This is a genomic window from Streptomyces sp. MB09-02B (assembly GCF_033794485.1).
Taxonomy (GTDB): domain Bacteria; phylum Actinomycetota; class Actinomycetes; order Streptomycetales; family Streptomycetaceae; genus Streptomyces.
In genome coordinates, this window is the sequence record NZ_JARGEE010000225.1 from 1 (window position 1) to 14,863 (window position 14,863).

General features: G+C 70.5%; 17 protein-coding genes and 1 tRNA gene. 14 read left to right on the forward strand and 4 right to left on the reverse strand.

Translation table 11 applies throughout. The features are described 5' to 3' along the window. The first annotated feature begins 788 nt into the window (after positions 1-788). Positions 789-1,085 (forward strand): type II toxin-antitoxin system VapB family antitoxin, encoded by a 297-nt coding sequence (locus tag P1P70_RS27175; RefSeq protein WP_003999914.1) that lies wholly within the window; start codon positions 789-791, stop codon positions 1,083-1,085. Positions 1,086-1,234: 149 nt separating this feature from the next. Beyond that, entirely contained in the window at positions 1,235-1,897 is a 663-nt protein-coding gene (locus P1P70_RS27180) for a LytR C-terminal domain-containing protein (protein ID WP_319242223.1), read from the forward strand. 20 nt (positions 1,898-1,917) lie between these two features. Here P1P70_RS27180 and upp read toward each other — a convergent pair whose 3' ends face one another. Further along, positions 1,918-2,553, reverse strand: coding sequence for a uracil phosphoribosyltransferase (gene upp, locus P1P70_RS27185; RefSeq protein WP_319242201.1), 636 nt, complete (start codon positions 2,551-2,553; stop codon positions 1,918-1,920). A gap of 313 nt (positions 2,554-2,866) precedes the next feature. On the opposite strand from upp, the gene P1P70_RS27190 reads away from it, so the two are divergent. The 4 genes from P1P70_RS27190 to P1P70_RS27205 all read left to right on the forward strand — a co-directional run bounded on the left by P1P70_RS27190 (position 2,867) and on the right by P1P70_RS27205 (position 4,673). Continuing rightward, on the forward strand, positions 2,867-3,052 hold the full coding sequence (locus P1P70_RS27190; protein ID WP_319242203.1) for a hypothetical protein: 186 nt from the start codon (positions 2,867-2,869) through the stop codon (positions 3,050-3,052). A 387-nt stretch (positions 3,053-3,439) separates the two neighbouring features. After that, positions 3,440-3,961 (forward strand): hypothetical protein, encoded by a 522-nt coding sequence (locus tag P1P70_RS27195; RefSeq protein WP_319242225.1) that lies wholly within the window; start codon positions 3,440-3,442, stop codon positions 3,959-3,961. A gap of 118 nt (positions 3,962-4,079) precedes the next feature. Next, the gene (tadA, locus tag P1P70_RS27200; RefSeq protein ID WP_319242227.1) at positions 4,080-4,511 is read left to right on the forward strand and encodes a tRNA adenosine(34) deaminase TadA; all 432 of its coding nucleotides are present in this window, start codon (positions 4,080-4,082) and stop codon (positions 4,509-4,511) included. Between the two features lie 77 nt (positions 4,512-4,588). After that, positions 4,589-4,673, forward strand: a tRNA-Ser gene (locus P1P70_RS27205). Between the two features lie 252 nt (positions 4,674-4,925). On the opposite strand, the gene P1P70_RS27210 is transcribed toward P1P70_RS27205, so the two are convergent. Further along, a complete protein-coding gene (locus tag P1P70_RS27210; RefSeq protein WP_319242205.1) occupies positions 4,926-5,093 on the reverse strand; it encodes a hypothetical protein in 168 nt (55 codons plus the stop codon). 357 nt (positions 5,094-5,450) lie between these two features. Here P1P70_RS27210 and P1P70_RS27215 point away from each other — a divergent pair, with 357 nt between their 5' ends. The 4 genes from P1P70_RS27215 to P1P70_RS27230 all read left to right on the forward strand — a co-directional run bounded on the left by P1P70_RS27215 (position 5,451) and on the right by P1P70_RS27230 (position 8,494). Beyond that, on the forward strand, positions 5,451-5,663 hold the full coding sequence (locus tag P1P70_RS27215; protein ID WP_319242229.1) for a hypothetical protein: 213 nt from the start codon (positions 5,451-5,453) through the stop codon (positions 5,661-5,663). A 57-nt stretch (positions 5,664-5,720) separates the two neighbouring features. Further along, positions 5,721-6,014: a Dabb family protein gene (locus P1P70_RS27220; protein WP_319242207.1), complete on the forward strand. Its 294-nt coding sequence runs from the start codon at positions 5,721-5,723 to the stop codon at positions 6,012-6,014. A gap of 136 nt (positions 6,015-6,150) precedes the next feature. After that, entirely contained in the window at positions 6,151-7,038 is an 888-nt protein-coding gene (locus P1P70_RS27225; protein WP_045562518.1) for an RNA polymerase sigma factor SigF, read from the forward strand. A gap of 535 nt (positions 7,039-7,573) precedes the next feature. Beyond that, on the forward strand, positions 7,574-8,494 hold the full coding sequence (locus P1P70_RS27230) for an RNA polymerase sigma factor SigF (protein ID WP_319242209.1): 921 nt from the start codon (positions 7,574-7,576) through the stop codon (positions 8,492-8,494). 342 nt (positions 8,495-8,836) lie between these two features. On the opposite strand, the gene P1P70_RS27235 is transcribed toward P1P70_RS27230, so the two are convergent. Next, positions 8,837-9,037 (reverse strand): hypothetical protein, encoded by a 201-nt coding sequence (locus P1P70_RS27235; RefSeq protein ID WP_319242211.1) that lies wholly within the window; start codon positions 9,035-9,037, stop codon positions 8,837-8,839. Positions 9,038-9,211: 174 nt separating this feature from the next. On the opposite strand from P1P70_RS27235, the gene P1P70_RS27240 reads away from it, so the two are divergent. The 4 genes from P1P70_RS27240 (at position 9,212) to P1P70_RS27255 (ending at position 13,864) form a co-directional block, all read left to right on the forward strand. Further along, positions 9,212-9,682: a MarR family transcriptional regulator gene (locus tag P1P70_RS27240; protein WP_319242213.1), complete on the forward strand. Its 471-nt coding sequence runs from the start codon at positions 9,212-9,214 to the stop codon at positions 9,680-9,682. Between the two features lie 95 nt (positions 9,683-9,777). Continuing rightward, complete coding sequence (locus tag P1P70_RS27245) at positions 9,778-12,291, forward strand: MFS transporter (protein ID WP_319242215.1); 2,514 nt, start codon at positions 9,778-9,780, stop codon at positions 12,289-12,291. An 84-nt stretch (positions 12,292-12,375) separates the two neighbouring features. Further along, the gene (locus tag P1P70_RS27250; protein ID WP_319242217.1) at positions 12,376-13,257 is read left to right on the forward strand and encodes a YceI family protein; all 882 of its coding nucleotides are present in this window, start codon (positions 12,376-12,378) and stop codon (positions 13,255-13,257) included. Between the two features lie 136 nt (positions 13,258-13,393). Next, entirely contained in the window at positions 13,394-13,864 is a 471-nt protein-coding gene (locus P1P70_RS27255) for a PPOX class F420-dependent oxidoreductase (protein WP_319242219.1), read from the forward strand. Positions 13,865-13,910: 46 nt separating this feature from the next. On the opposite strand, the gene P1P70_RS27260 is transcribed toward P1P70_RS27255, so the two are convergent. Further along, positions 13,911-14,672, reverse strand: coding sequence for a TetR/AcrR family transcriptional regulator (locus P1P70_RS27260; RefSeq protein WP_319242221.1), 762 nt, complete (start codon positions 14,670-14,672; stop codon positions 13,911-13,913). Positions 14,673-14,863: the final 191 nt, after the last annotated feature.

Here is a 14,863-nt window from a genome sequence, read left to right on the forward strand (position 1 = left end):
TTTTGCGGGGGGTTGAAATTTTGATAAAAGACATTTCCAAAGGCGCGCCCCGGCACGGACACCGCCTCCGCCCCGCCGCACCTTGGCGCCCGCCCCCCTATGCCCTGCACGCCCTGCGCTCCGTGGTCCTGCGCTGCTGAGAGAGCCCTCGGCTCACTCAGTCCACAGACCACACTTCCAGCACAGGACAGGAGAACCCCATGCCCGCAGACCACTACACGGTCCTACGCGCGCTCCTCCAAGCAGAGGCCCACCGCAGCGCCCCCAAGTCGGAATCCGAACGAACAACCGAACGCCCCGGCGTCGGCGACAGGGACGACCAGCCGCGACAAGACCCGAACCGCGGCTGATCTCCCGCCCGACCCCTCCCCGCACCAACGGTGAAGCGCCCTGTACCCCACCAGCTCCAGGGCGTTCACCCCTCAAGCGCGCCGGAAGCCCAGCCGACATCCGGGAGGCATCCGGGAGGCAATTGGGGAGGCATCGAGCGACATCGGCGACATCCGGAGGCATCCGGCGGGGATTTGGCGACATCCGGCGGGGATTCGGTGGACATCAAGGCGAAACCCCGGAAAAGCCGCCGATCGCGCGCGACCCTCGAGCGCGGAGATCCCCGACGACACTCGCGGCGCCCCCTTCGCGCCCCCGAAAGAACCCCGCCGAGCGCCCGCGAGCGCCTCCGCACCCCCACAGAAAAACCCGTTTGCCCCATTTCGCGGCACCTTTTCCGGGCTCGCACTCCGTCGCCATGGCTGCGCCCGGAACGTCTCGACCGGTAGGCTTTCCGTGTGATCTTCAAGCGCATCGGAAACGGCCGGCCGTACCCCGACCACGGCCGGGAAAGCACCCGGCAGTGGGCGGACGTCGCGCCGCGCCCGGTCCGCCTCGATCAGCTCGTGACGACCAAGGGGCAGCTGGACCTGGAGACCCTCCTCGCCGAGGACTCCACCTTCTACGGCGACCTCTTCGCGCACGTGGTGAAGTGGCAGGGCGATCTGTACCTGGAGGACGGCCTCCACCGCGCGGTCCGCGCGGCCCTGCAACAACGCCAGGTGCTGCACGCGCGCGTCCTCGAACTGGACTAGCCCTTCGCCCCAGGCGCCTCTCATCCGCGCACGCCCGATCGCCCGTTGGCCCTTTCGGGTTGGACTGCAGCGCGGTGAATGATCATCTAGTAGGCATCACCGCCCAACGGCACTACGCTGCGCCCATGAGCATGCTGACTCCTCCCGGCATGGGCGGCCAATACCGGATCACGGGGGGCAAGTACCCGAGGCTGCGCCGGCCCAGGAGGCGTCGCAGGCTCGTCCTCGCGGTCGTCGCGTCCGCGACCGCGCTCGGCCTCGTCGGCTGGGGAACCCTGCAGCTCATCGACGTCTTCACCGGCGACGGGGACCAGGCCGCCGCGGCCGGCCCCAAGGCGGACTGCGCGAGCCGGGTGAGCCCGTCCCCGAAGGCGAGCGGATCGGCCGGGAAGTCCGGACGGGCCGACAAGTCCGGTGCGTCCGCGACGGGCTACCCCGCACCCGGCAAGATCACCGTCAACGTCCTCAACGCCACACCCCGCGCGGGCCTCGCCAAGGACACCGCCGACGAACTGAAGAAGCGCGGATTCCGCATCGGGAACGTGGGCAACGCGACCGAGGAGTACGACAAGAAGGTCAAGGGCGCCGCGCTCCTGCTCGGCGCGAAGGCCGCCGAGGACGCGGCGCTTCCGGTCCTCAACACCCAGCTCACCGGGGCACGGCTGAAGACCGACGTCCGGGCGAAGGCCACCGAGGTGGACCTGATCATCGGTACCGGCTTCAAGGCCCTCAGCAAACAGAAGGACGCCGACAAGGCGCTGGCCGACCTGACCAGCCCCGAGCCGACGCCCACCACGACGAAGACCTGCTGAGGGGCGGAACCCCGGTCCGGCTACTCGGCGGCGCCGTACAGCCGGTCGCCCGCGTCCCCCAGGCCCGGCACGATGTAGCCGTGCTCGTTGAGGCGCTCGTCGACCGCGGCGGTCACGACCGTCACCGGGCTGCCCGCCAGCTCACGCTCCATGATCTCGACGCCCTCGGGGGCGGCGAGCAGCACCACGGCGGTCACGTCGTCGGCGCCACGGGCGATCAGCTCGCGGATCGCGGCGACGAGGGTGCCACCGGTCGCGAGCATGGGATCGAGGACGTACACCTGACGCCCGGAGAGGTCCTCCGGCATGCGGGTGGCGTACGTGGAGGCCTCGAGCGTCTCCTCGTTGCGGATCATGCCCAGGAAGCCCACCTCGGCGGTCGGCAGCAGTCGGACCATGCCGTCGAGCATGCCGAGGCCGGCCCGCAGGATCGGCACGACGAGCGGGCGCGGGTGGGAGAGCTTGACGCCGGTGGTCGAGGCGACCGGCGTCGTGATGTCGACGAGCTCGGTGCGCACGTCCCGCGTGGCCTCGTAGGCGAGCAGGGTGACCAGTTCGTCGGCGAGACGACGGAAGGTCGGGGAGTCGGTGCGCTGGTCGCGCAGCGTGGTGAGCTTGTGAGCGACCAGGGGGTGGTCGACGACATGGAGACGCATGTCCACAACAGTAACCGGGGCGACTCCTGCGAGCGCCCCCGCACGGCCCCGCCGGCATCCGTCCTTCCCGATGGCATCAAACCGGCCATCGGAGGGAAAGTGGGATGAACAGAGCGGCGCCCGAACGAGCCGAGGCCCGACGTTCGCCCACTTCGGAACCGCCGCCGATCGACAGCCGACGGCCGAGCGGGGGCACATGACCGACAAGCCAGCACGAACGGCGGGCGGGACCGCGAGGACCTGGGGCGGACCGGCCGAGGCGCCCCGCGGGGGCGAGCGGGCGTCGGACCGTGCGACGCAGGGGGTTGAGGAGATGGCGGGAACGGCCGAGAGGACACGCGAGAGCGGACCGGAGAGCGACGCGGCGCGACGGCGGCGACGGGCCCAGTTCCTGCGGGAGCTGACGGAGGCACGGGAGCTCCGGGACCGCGTCCAGCCCCGTCGCGCCAAGGCCGCGCGCCTCCGCCACGCCATGCGCATGCGCACGTTCCGCTGGTGACGCCGGGGTCGGCCGGCAGCGACCCGCCCAGCGCCCTTGTACGACCCTCGCCCCGCCCCACCCTCGCCTCCGGCCCTCCGCCGGCGCACCCACGGGGACCCATGTGCCGGGTTGGTGGAGTATGTGTGGGGCGTTCACGGGGTGGTCGTGCATATGCGGCCAGGAACTGCGCGTACGATCCGCTGGTGGCCGCAACAGGTGCGCAGGTGAACGGCGGACCCACCGGCGATCAAAAGAGCCGGACACAGGGAGCCGAAGACGTCCCCTGTGCGCTCTGTTTCTGCCACGATTCCGAGTGGGTGGGGCTCGGACCGCAAACCTCCCCACCCACAACCACCGCCGGGGGGACCCCCGACCGGCACACCTATGACCAGTGGGAGAGTCACGGTGTACTTCGCCGCACTGCTCGCGCGCACCGAAGACGGGTGGGAAGCGAGCGACACAGAGCTCGACGATGTGGAAACCCTGTCGGATCTGGCCGACCTGGCCCGTGAAGCCTCGCCCGACGACGACACGGTGCTGGTGCTCATCGAGCAGGAGGACGCGTGGTTCGGCGTCGTCCGTATCGATGGTGAGGACGACCCTCGTATCTACGTCTCGGACGCCGCCGCCGCTGCCCGCAGCAGCTACGGCGAGATCCTGCTCACCGACGAACTGCTCGGGAGGGAGCCCGACGACGACGCCGACCTGGACTCCCTCGACCTGGACGGCACGGAGGACGGCGAGCCGGACGACGATGACGACGACACGAGCGCCGAGGCCGTGCCGCACAGCCCGGTCGGCGACACCGAGATCCTCGACGACCTGGGGGTGAGCGAGAAGGAGCTGCGCGCTCTCGACGCCGACGACGCCCTCAGCTCGATCGCCGAGGCCCTCGGAGCGTCGGAGGTCCTGGAGACGGTCCGCTGACTCCGCCGAGACCGCCGAGACCGCCGAGGGTCTTCCCCAGGTGACCGAGGCGACCGGCGCGACCGGCGCAGACCCGTCGGCCGGACCCGATCCCGTGCGCGACCGCTGGCGGGCCGCGATGCGGCTCGCCCTGGTCGAGGCCGGGCGGGCCGCCGAGGGCGGTGACGTCCCGGTCGGTGCGGTCGTCCTGTCCCCGGACGGCACGACCGTACTGGCCACCGGACACAACGAACGCGAGGCGACCGGCGACCCCACCGCGCACGCGGAGGTGCTCGCCGTCCGCCGCGCCGCCGCCGCGCTCGGCGAGTGGCGGCTGACCGGCTGCACCCTGGTCGTCACCCTCGAACCCTGCACGATGTGCGCGGGCGCCCTCGTGCAGTCGCGGGTCGACCGCGTCGTCTACGGCGCGCGCGACGAGAAGGCCGGAGCCACCGGCTCCCTCTGGGACGTCGTACGCGACCGCCGCCTCAACCACCGCCCCGAGGTCGTCGAGGGCGTCCTCGCCGACGACTGCGCCCGCCTTCTCACCGACTTCTTCCGCACCCGCTGACACCCGTCGACACCGGCCTCCGCCCCCACCCGATACCGATTTCAAAGCACGCCCCGCCTTGCTGTAAGGTCTCCCTCGGTAGCGTGTCCGAGCGGCCGAAGGAGCTCGCCTCGAAAGCGAGTGTGGCGCAAGTCACCGAGGGTTCAAATCCCTCCGCTACCGCAGGTAGACGAAGGGCCCGGTCCGATGGACCGGGCCCTTCGTGCTGCTCCGTCTCAGTTTCCGTCGCACTTACGCTCGCAAGGGAAGAGAGACGCCGTCTTGCACGGCCGTCGGAGTAGCTACTGCTTCGGTCAGACTTGCCGACAGCGGCGCGGCGCACGGGGCCGCTCGGCAACACGCGGGAAGAAGATCAAGGCGCGGCCGCGATCGTCAGCTGCGAGCGACGAGGTTCTGGGGTCTCGAGTACCGCGCTCAGCGCCCCTGGGGGTGTTTGGACCTGACATGCAGGACAAGCGAGACGATCGTGCAGAACACGACGGCGAAGACGGCGCCGACGTAGTTGTCCTGGACGATGCTGCCGGCGGCGATCACGGCGCCGATGACGAGAGATAAGCCGGGGGTCACGCTGTTCTTCTTCAAGAGAGCTCTCCTGAGGGATGGGCGGTGGAAGGCGCCACAGGGGCGGACAGGTGTAAAAAAACCGTGGTGGCCATGTCCACCGACTGCCGTAGCTGCCCAGCTTAGGCGGCATCCTCACCGTCCATCATCCCCAGAAGCTCTTACCAGCGACGACGCTTCTGTTGCCTTCTGTCAGTGGTGATAGCCGCATGGTCGGTAGCGAGCGGCACCCGTCTCGGTCACCGAGGGTCGCATCCCTCCGCTACCGCCGGAGAAGGGCCCCGTCGTCAGACGGGGCCCTTCCTGCGTTACCCGGCTCCGCCGCCCTCTCCTACGAACGCATGATCGGGTTACACTCGCCGCCGACAAAGAGGACCCATGGGGCCCACAGGACAAGAGGCCGGGGAGGCCGCGGTGGCGGTGCAGGGGAAGAAGATCGCACTGTATGTGCTCGTGGTCTTCGTGCTCTATGTGATCATCACGGACCCGGAGAACGCCGCCGGCTACGTCCAGATAGGCTTCGAGGGCGTCTCGAACGCCGCCCGGGCCATCGGCGACTTCTTCACCTGGCTCGCCGACGGGGCCCAGTAGGCCGCCGGCCCCCCGGCCCCGAACCCCCAGCACCTCGTACGACCATCCGGAGCACCCATGATCCGCCACCTGGTCCTCTTCAAGCTCAACGAGGGCGTCGAGCGCGACGACCCGCGGGTCGTGAAGGGTGTGGACGCGTTCCGCGCGCTCGACGGCGCGATCGGGGAGATCCGCTTCTGGGAGCTGGGCTGGAACATCAGCGACCGCCCCATCGCCTACGACTTCGCGATCAACTCCGCGTTCGACGACGCGGAGACGCTGCGGACGTACGTCGAGCACCCGGACCACCAGGCGGGCGTGGCGCTGTGGCGCGAGTTCGCGACGTGGATCATCGCCGACTACGAGTACTGAGCCGCACCCACTCCCCCACCTTCTCCGCCCCGCGCTCTCGCAGCGTGGGGCGTTTTTTCTCAACACGGCGATATGCGGTGCTTGATCACAGTGCACATGTCTTGTGATGCTATGACCGCTTTTGACGGTTGAGTTGATGGATGAAGAGGTGGCGTTGACCGTGTCGGCCAGTACTGCGCCTCCCCAGGAAGACGTCCCCGCTCCCGATGCCGCGCCGGCCCAGGTCACCAGCCAGGCCACGGCCCCCGCCCCGGAGAAACGTCGCGGCGCCGATACCCGGGCCCTCACCCAGGTGCTCTTCGGCGAGCTGAAGCATCTGGCGCCGGGCACTCCGGAGCACAACCGCGTGCGCGGGGCGCTCATCGAGGCGAACCTCCCGCTCGTGCGCTACGCGGCCGCCCGCTTCCGCTCACGCAACGAGCCCATGGAGGACGTGGTCCAGGTCGGCACCATCGGCCTGATCAACGCGATCGACCGCTTCGACCCGGACCGCGGCGTGCAGTTCCCGACCTTCGCCATGCCGACCGTCGTCGGGGAGATCAAGCGGTACTTCCGCGACAACGTCCGCACGGTCCACGTCCCGCGCCGGCTGCACGAGCTGTGGGTCCAGGTGAACAGCGCGACCGAGGACCTCACCACCGCCTTCGGCCGCACCCCCTCCACCGCGGAGATCGCCGAGCGGCTGCGCATCACCGAGGAGGAGGTCCTGTCCTGCATCGAGGCGGGCCGCTCCTATCACGCGACCTCGCTGGAGGCCGCCCAGGAGGGCGACGGACTGCCCGGGCTGCTCGACCGGCTCGGCTACGAGGACCCCGAACTCGACGGCGTCGAACACCGCGACCTCGTACGGCACCTCCTCGTCCAACTCCCCGAACGCGAACAGCGGATCCTGCTGCTCCGCTACTACAGCAACCTCACGCAGTCGCAGATCAGCGCGGAGCTGGGGGTCTCCCAGATGCATGTGTCGCGGTTGCTGGCGCGGAGCTTCGCGCGGCTGCGGTCGGCCAACCGGATCGAGGCGTAGGCGCTCCGCTCGACCGCCGGGCGCTCCGCCCGCCCGTCCGTCCAGGCACCCCATCGTCCGCCGGGTTCATGGCGGTTTGCGGGTGTGCGTGCGTTCGGGGCCGGTCACGCGGTTCGCCGCGTCCCTCCAGGGCGTTCTCGTGTGACCCTCGGTAACAAGGAACCCGCCACTCCTTCCCGGATGGACCATGGGGCACGCGGGGCGCACGATGGCAGGCGGGGCGCACAGAATCGGCCAGCGGTACGCGAGTGCAGGCCATGGGCGTGACCGAATGCGCTGTCGAGAGGTCACCGGCGAGAGCGAATCGCCTGTTGAGGCTCCTTCAGGTCCATCTGCTCTGAAATCCCATCAGAACACCTTTTTCCAGGGCCTATTCACCCTCTCCATGTCGACATGTCACTACATCGCGTTGCCGACGTGTGACATTCTTCCCCCAGCGCGTTTGCCGTGGCCTCGCCGCCGGTATTCAGGTGGAGGCTGCGTTCCTTACGACGGGAGCGTCCGCCGCGACCGTCCGCGACCCAAAGGGGGTGGCATGTCCGCAGACCAGGGCAGCTCGAAGGTGCTCACGCTCGACAAGAGCGAGACCGCGCCCGACGCTATCCAGGCCCCTCAGGACCTTCAGGCGCTCAAGGACCTTCCCGGTCCCCAGGCTCCGCCGGCGTCTGAGTTCCCGGCCTCGTCGGCCACGGCGAACATCGACACCCGCACCCTGTCCCGCTCCCTGTTCCTGCGGCTCGCCGCGCTGGACGAGAACAGCCCCGAGCGCGCCTACGTCCGGGACACCCTGATCGAGCTCAACCTCCCGCTGGTGCGTTACGCCGCCGCCCGATTCCGGTCGCGCAACGAGCCTATGGAGGACATCGTCCAGGTCGGCACGATCGGCCTGATCAAGGCGATCGACCGCTTCGACTGCGAACGGGGCGTGGAGTTCCCGACGTTCGCGATGCCGACGGTCGTGGGCGAGATCAAGCGTTTCTTCCGCGACACGTCATGGTCGGTCCGGGTGCCGAGGCGGCTGCAGGAGCTGCGGCTGGCGCTCACCAAGGCCAGTGACGAGCTGTCGCAGAAGCTCGACCGTTCGCCGACGGTCACCGAACTCGCCGCGGTCCTGGGCGTGTCGGAGGAGGACGTGGTCGACGGCCTCGCCGTCGGCAACGCGTACACGGCGTCCTCGCTCGACTCCCCGGCCCCCGAGGACGACGGCGGCGAGGGCTCCCTCGCGGACCGCCTCGGCTACGAGGACACGGCACTGGAGGGCGTGGAGTACCGGGAGTCCCTGAAGCCGCTGCTGGCCAAGCTGCCGCCGCGCGAGCGCCGGATCATCATGCTCCGCTTCTTCGCGAACATGACGCAGTCCCAGATCGGCGAAGAGGTCGGCATCTCCCAGATGCACGTCTCCCGCCTTCTCACCCGGACCCTGGCGCAGCTGCGGGAGGGGCTGATCTCCGACTGAGGCCATCGGCCTCACGTTGACACATACCACCGCCGGGTTGCCGAGTTCGGGCAGCCCGGCGGTGGTCGTGTGCGGGTGCGTGGGCGGCTCCAGGTGGGGGTGCGTGCGGGTGAGTGGGTCGGCGCGGATCCGATGGGGCTTCTCGCGCAGTTCCCCGCGCCCCTGAAAAGCACGGGCTGCGCCCCGTGCTTTTCAGGCCCGCAGGGCCGTGGTCTTTCAGGCCCGCAGGGGCCTGAGGCTTTTAGGGGCGCGGGGAACTGCGCGAGAAGCCCCACCGGGCCGCACCCGACAACGCACCGCACCGCACCGCACCGCACCCGGCAGACGCGTACGCGCTCGTGTCTACGTCAGCGCGAGCCACACCACCGCGGCCACGACCGCGACCGCCGCGATCACACCGACGATCACACCGACACGCGGCCCGGAGGACCCGGCCGCGGCGGCCTGTCGTCCCCTCGCCGGCGTCTCGTCGACGAAGGCGCGGAACATCTGCGTGCTGCCCGCGGGGTCGTGGTTGCCCTGAGGGTTCTGGTTGTCGGCCATGGCCCGAGACCTTAGCGAATCCGGGAGGACGCGCCCAAGCGGGGTTGTCCGCCCGGGAGACCCCGAACGTTCCCCTTTGCCAAGACTTGGCCCGCACGCACCCCGATTCCATTTGCCTGTAGCAACCATCCAGTCTTATGGTTGCCCTAAGCAACAAACGCGGGAGGGACCTCCATGGCCGGGCAAGCGCACTACGAGGAGCTGGCCCGTCAGCTCAGTGCCATCGGGGCCGTCAACCGGGAGATCGCACGGATGCTCCCGTACGAGTGCCCCGGCGGGTCGGCGGGAGTCCTGACGCTGCTCGGCCGGCACGGCGAGATGCGGATGAGCCGGCTCGCCGAGCTGCTCTCCGTCGACATGTCCGTGACCAGCCGACACGTCGCGCACGTCGCCGAACGGGGCTGGATCGAACGCCTCCCCGACCCGGCGGACAAACGCTCACGCATCCTGCGCCTGACCCCCGAGGGCCGGGCCGTGGTCACCGAGCTGTACCGGCGCACGAGTCGGCTGATGGCCGCCCGGCTGAGCGACTGGTCCGACGACGAGGTCGGACAACTGGCCCGGTTCCTGGGCCGGCTGCGCGAGAGCTTCGACGCCCCCGCGCCGCCCGGGACGCCCTCCCGGCCGACCCGGACGTCCGTATAGCGGCCGGAGCGGCCGGAGCGGCCGACCCGTACAGCCGTGTCGCGGCCACCCCACGACCCGTACACCCGCAAAGACCCGTAGGAAAAGGAAGCCCCATGGCAACGACCACACCAGCCGGTGTGCGGGCTCACGCCAAGCACGGTGGAGGACCCGCCAAGGGTGCCCCCCACAGCGGTGGCGACCACGCCCCGATGACCCACCGGCAGATCATGGAAGCGCTGACCGGGCTGCTGCTCGGCATGTTCGTGGCGATCCTGTCGTCGACGATCGTGTCGAACGCGCTGCCGGACATCATCAAGGACCTGGGCGGCGGGCAGAGCGCGTACACCTGGGTGGTGACCGCGTCGCTGCTGGCGATGACCGCGTCCACCCCCCTGTGGGGCAAGCTCGCCGACCTGTTCTCCAAGAAGCTGCTGATCCAGCTCGCGCTCGTGATCTTCGTGCTGGGATCGGCCGCCGCCGGACTCTCCCAGAACGCCGGGATGCTGATCGGGTTCCGCGCGGTGCAGGGCGTCGGCATGGGCGGGCTCTCCGCCCTGGCCCAGATCTGCCTCGCGGCGATGATCTCCCCGCGTGAGCGCGGCCGGTACAACGGCTACCTCGGCGCCACCTTCGCCACCGCGATGGTGGGCGGTCCACTGGTCGGCGGTGTCATCACCGACACCAGCTGGCTGGGCTGGCGCTGGTGCTTCTACGTCGGCGTGCCCTTCGCGGTCATCGCCCTGATCGTGCTCCAGCGGACCCTGCACCTGCCGGTCGTCAAGCGCAAGGTCAAGGTCGACTGGGCGGGCGCGTTCCTCATCACCGCCGCCGTCTGCCTGTTGCTGATCTGGGTGACGTTCGCCGGTGACAAGTACGACTGGGTGTCGTGGCAGACGTACGCGATGGTCGGCGGCACGGTCCTGCTGCTGGGGCTCTTCCTCCTCGTCGAGGCGAAGGCGAGCGAGCCGATCATCCCGCTGCGGCTGTTCCGCAACCGGACGATCACGCTGGCCTCGCTGGCCTCGCTCTTCGTCGGTGTCGCGATGTTCTCGGGCACCATCTTCTTCAGCCAGTACTTCCAGCTGGCCCGCGACAAGTCCCCGACCATGTCCGGCGTCCTGACCATCCCGATGATCGCCGGTCTGTTCGTCTCCTCGACCGTCTCCGGACAGGTCATCACCCGCACCGGCCGCTGGAAGGCCTGGCTGCTCGCCGGCAGTGTGCTGGTCACCGCGGGCCTCGGACTGCTGGGCACCCTCCGCCACGACACCGCGTACTGGCACGTGGCGATCTTCATGGCGCTGCTCGGGCTCGGCGTCGGCATGATGATGCAGAACCTGGTGTTGTGCACCCAGAACCAGGTCGCCCCGGGTGACCTCGGCGCCGCCAGCTCCACCGTCACCTTCTTCCGCTCCCTCGGCGGCGCGATCGGCGTCTCGGCGCTGGGCGCGGTGCTGAGCCACCGGATCACGCACTACGCCGAGGAGGGCCTCGCCAAGCTCGGGGTGTCCGGCTCGGCCTCGGGCCACGGTGAGATCCCCGACCTGGACGCGCTGCCCGCGCCGATCCGCACGGTCATGGAGAGCGCCTACGGCCACGGCATCGGGGACGTCTTCCTCTACGCCGCCCCCTTCGCCGTCCTCGCGCTCGTCTTCTCCCTCTTCATCAAGGAGGTCCCGCTGAGGACGACCGGAGCGCTCGCTCAAGCGGCCCAGGCGACCGACGCGGCCCAGGCGACCGAGGCAGGCCCGGCCGAGACGCCGGCCACGGTGTCCGCCGACTCCGCCGCGACCGCCGAACCCCAGGCGGCAGTGACGGCCCCGGCCGGGGCCGCCCCGGTCTCGGGCCTCGGCAGCGGTGCCGGTGGCGGCCTCCCCGTACGGGGGCAGGTCCGCGGGGCGGAGGGCGTGCCCGTGCCGCGGGCCGCTGTCACCCTGATCTCGCTCGGCGGGCGGCAGCTCGGCCGTTCGGTCGCGGGCCCCGACGGGGCCTACGCGGTGGACGCGCCCGCCGCCGGGTCGTACGTGCTGATCGCGGCCGCCGACGGGTTCCAGCCGCAGGCGTCCACGGTCGTCGTGCACGACGAGCCGGTCGCGTACGACATCCTGCTCAGCGGGACGAGCGGGCTGAGCGGTGTGGTGCGGGCCGCCGGTGCCGGGCAGGGCGTGAAGGACGCCATGGTCGTGGTGACCGATGTGCGCGGCGATGTGCTGGCCAGCGGAGTCACCGGTGAGCAGGGCGAGTTCGGCTTCGGCGAGCTGGTGCCCGGCGGGGTGACCGTCGCGGTGAACGCCGCCGGGTTCCGCCCGCGCGCACTGCCGGTCGAGGTCGGCGGCACCGGGGTCACCCGGATCGAGATCGACCTGGAGGCCGGGGCCCGGCTGCGGGGAGTGGTCCGGGCGGCGGGCGGGGTGCTGGCCGACGCCCGCGTGACCCTCGTCGACGCGGCGGGCAACGTGGTCGGCACGGCCACCACCGGCGCGGACGGGGCGTACGCCTTCGCCGACCTGGACGGCGGTGAGTACACGGTCATCGCGACCGGCTACCCGCCCGTGGCCACGGCCCTGACGGTCAGCGGCCCCGGCTTCGACGACCACGACATCGAACTCGCGCACCCGGGCGAGTAGTTCGCCCGGACAACCGGTTGAACCACCGGCCGGTGGAGCCTCCCCCGCTCCACCGGCCGGTCGCATGCTGAGGAGTTGACGGACATGGAAACGACGGGACGAGCAGGACGGGCCGGGCTGACCGCGCGGATCCGTACCCGGGACGGCTGGGCAGTGTCGCACGCGGTCGTCACGGTGACCGACATGACCGGTACGCAGGTGCTGCGGGCCGAGGCGGACGCCGAAGGGAGCGTGCACGACCCCACACCGCTCGCGCCGGGCGCGTACACGGTGATCGTCACGGCGGTCGGATACACACCGGTGGCCTCCAGCGCTCTCGTGACCACGAGCGCGCGAGCGGAGATCGGCACGGTCACCCTGGCCCGGCTCGGCGGCACGGAACTGCCCCCGCCCGGGCCCTGGACCGTCGACCCCGCCCACTCCTCCGTCGCCGCCGTGGCCCAACACCTCGGGATCTCCAGCGTCCACGGCCGTTTCACCGACTTCTCGGCCTCCGTCGAGGTCGCCCCGACCCCCGACGAGGGGACCAAGTCCCGGGTGGAGGCGGTGATCCGGGCCGCCTCGATCGACACGGGCAACCCGACCCGGGACCAGCACCTGCGCTCCCCGGACTTCCTCGACGTCGAACGGCACCCCGAGATCACCTATGTCTCGACCGGCCTCACGCCCGCCGGCCCGGACCGCTGGACCGTCCACGGCGAGCTGAACATGCGCGGGGTCGTACGGCCGGTCGACCTGGACCTGGCGTACCTGGGCACCGGCGCGGATCCGTGGGGCGGCACGCGCGCCGCCTTCCGGGCCACCGCCGAACTCCGCCGCGAGGACTTCGCCATGAACTACAACCAGGTGGTGCAGGCGGGCATCGCGACGATCGGGACGACGCTGAGGGTCGAGCTGGACGTCCAGGCTGTGCAGGATGTGCAGGATGTGCAGGGTGTGCAAGGTGTGCGGGGGCGCGGCGCGTAGCGCTCGCGCAAGGGGCGCGGGGCTGTACCCGATATGCGGCTCCGCCGCTTGGGCGCGAACAACCACGCCGCACCCGCAGCCGCCGAACCGCGGAACCCCCCGAGCCATGAGGCGCCCCCGGCCCTACGCTGAGCGCATGGCACGGAACATCGCGACCAACACGTCGGTCTCCCTCGAAGAACTGCTCGACTTCGTACGCCCCCGGCACCGGGCGCTCCTGCTCACCCGGCGGTCCGACGGCGGCCCCCAGGCCTCCCCGCTGACCTGCGGTGTCGACGACTCGGGCCGGATCGTGGTCTCCACGTACCCCGAGCGGGCCAAGACCCGCAACGCCAAGCGGGACGAGCGCGTGAGCGTCGTCGTGCTGAGCGACGACTGGGACGGCCCCTGGGTCCAGATCGACGGCACGGCCGAGGTCATCCACTCGCCGGACTCGGTCGAGCCCCTGGTGGAGTACTTCCGCAACATCTCGGGCGAGCACCCGGACTGGGACGAGTACCGCGCGGCGATGATCAAGCAGGGCAAGTCGATCATCCGGATCACACCGGTGAAGTGGGGACCGGTGGCCACGGGCGGCTTCCCGGCACGGCTGGTGGAGGAGGGCTGAGCGGCCGGGGTTGAGCGGCCGGGGTTGAGCGGCCAGGGCCGAGGGCTCACCCCCTCGTCGCCATCACCTCGATGCCGGCGACGAGGGTGTCCAGGGCGTAGACGAAGTCGCGTTCCCGCATCTCCTCGACGGTCTCGCCGCCGCGGGCCTCCATGAGGGCGGCGGAGTGCTGGATGACCTCATGGGGTTCGAGGGAGTCGGACACCGCGCTCATGGCGTTGCGGAAGTACTCCTCCTGGGTCATCCCGGCCGCGGCGGAGCGCTGCGCGAAGTGCCCCTCGATGGTGCCGAAGCCGTACACGAACTGGAAGACCGCCGCGATCGCACCGGCCTGGCCGCGCGCGGGCAGCCCGGTGCGGCGGATCACGCGCTGCACGGCGAGCGAGAAGTCCAGGGCGTGCGGGCCGATGTTGAGGAAGGTGCCCGCGAGGGGCGACACCCAGGGGTGGCGGACCAGGACCGCCCGGTACTCCCCGGCCAGCGTACGCAGTTGGTCCCGCCAGTCCTCGTCGGAGTCGGGCGGGGGCAGCCGCATCTCGTCGAACACCTGGTCGAGGGCGAGTTCCAGGAGGTCGTCCTTGGTGTCCACGTACCAGTAGACCGACATCGCCGTCACGTTCAGCTCGGCCGCCAGCCGCCGCATCGAGAACTTGGCGAGCCCCTCGGCGTCCAGCAGCCGCACGGCCGTCACGGTGATCCGCTCCCGGTCCAGCCCCGAGGGCTGCCCACCGCGCCCGCCCCGCGCCTTCCCGTCCAACCAGACGCTGGCCCGCGTGGGACCTCCGGACCGACCGGCTCCCTTCACCATGACGCACCTTCCGAGACACGCTTCTTTCAGATGGTGACGATGCTAGGCGGGAGACGCCCCGGGAAGTGCCGCGCGCAGCGCGCACTTCAGGGGCGCGGGGCTGTTCCCGATATGCGGCTCCGCCGCGTGGGCGCGAACAACCACGACGCACCCGCAGCCGCCGAACGGACAGCACCCCCCGAGCTATGAGG

Bases quoted from the DNA above. Each gene is read 5' to 3' on its own strand.
- P1P70_RS27180 (WP_319242223.1), top strand. From the start codon at position 1,235: ATGGGCGGCCAATACCGGATCACGGGGGGCAAGTACCCGAGGCTGCGC.
- upp (WP_319242201.1), bottom strand. From the start codon at position 2,553: ATGCGTCTCCATGTCGTCGACCACCCCCTGGTCGCTCACAAGCTCACC.
- P1P70_RS27190 (WP_319242203.1), top strand. From the start codon at position 2,867: ATGGCGGGAACGGCCGAGAGGACACGCGAGAGCGGACCGGAGAGCGAC.
- tadA (WP_319242227.1), top strand. From the start codon at position 4,080: ATGCGGCTCGCCCTGGTCGAGGCCGGGCGGGCCGCCGAGGGCGGTGAC.
- P1P70_RS27215 (WP_319242229.1), top strand. From the start codon at position 5,451: ATGGGGCCCACAGGACAAGAGGCCGGGGAGGCCGCGGTGGCGGTGCAG.
- P1P70_RS27220 (WP_319242207.1), top strand. From the start codon at position 5,721: ATGATCCGCCACCTGGTCCTCTTCAAGCTCAACGAGGGCGTCGAGCGC.
- P1P70_RS27225 (WP_045562518.1), top strand. From the start codon at position 6,151: ATGGATGAAGAGGTGGCGTTGACCGTGTCGGCCAGTACTGCGCCTCCC.
- P1P70_RS27230 (WP_319242209.1), top strand. From the start codon at position 7,574: ATGTCCGCAGACCAGGGCAGCTCGAAGGTGCTCACGCTCGACAAGAGC.
- P1P70_RS27235 (WP_319242211.1), bottom strand. From the start codon at position 9,037: ATGGCCGACAACCAGAACCCTCAGGGCAACCACGACCCCGCGGGCAGC.
- P1P70_RS27240 (WP_319242213.1), top strand. From the start codon at position 9,212: ATGGCCGGGCAAGCGCACTACGAGGAGCTGGCCCGTCAGCTCAGTGCC.
- P1P70_RS27245 (WP_319242215.1), top strand. From the start codon at position 9,778: ATGGCAACGACCACACCAGCCGGTGTGCGGGCTCACGCCAAGCACGGT.
- P1P70_RS27250 (WP_319242217.1), top strand. From the start codon at position 12,376: ATGGAAACGACGGGACGAGCAGGACGGGCCGGGCTGACCGCGCGGATC.
- P1P70_RS27255 (WP_319242219.1), top strand. From the start codon at position 13,394: ATGGCACGGAACATCGCGACCAACACGTCGGTCTCCCTCGAAGAACTG.
- P1P70_RS27260 (WP_319242221.1), bottom strand. From the start codon at position 14,672: ATGGTGAAGGGAGCCGGTCGGTCCGGAGGTCCCACGCGGGCCAGCGTC.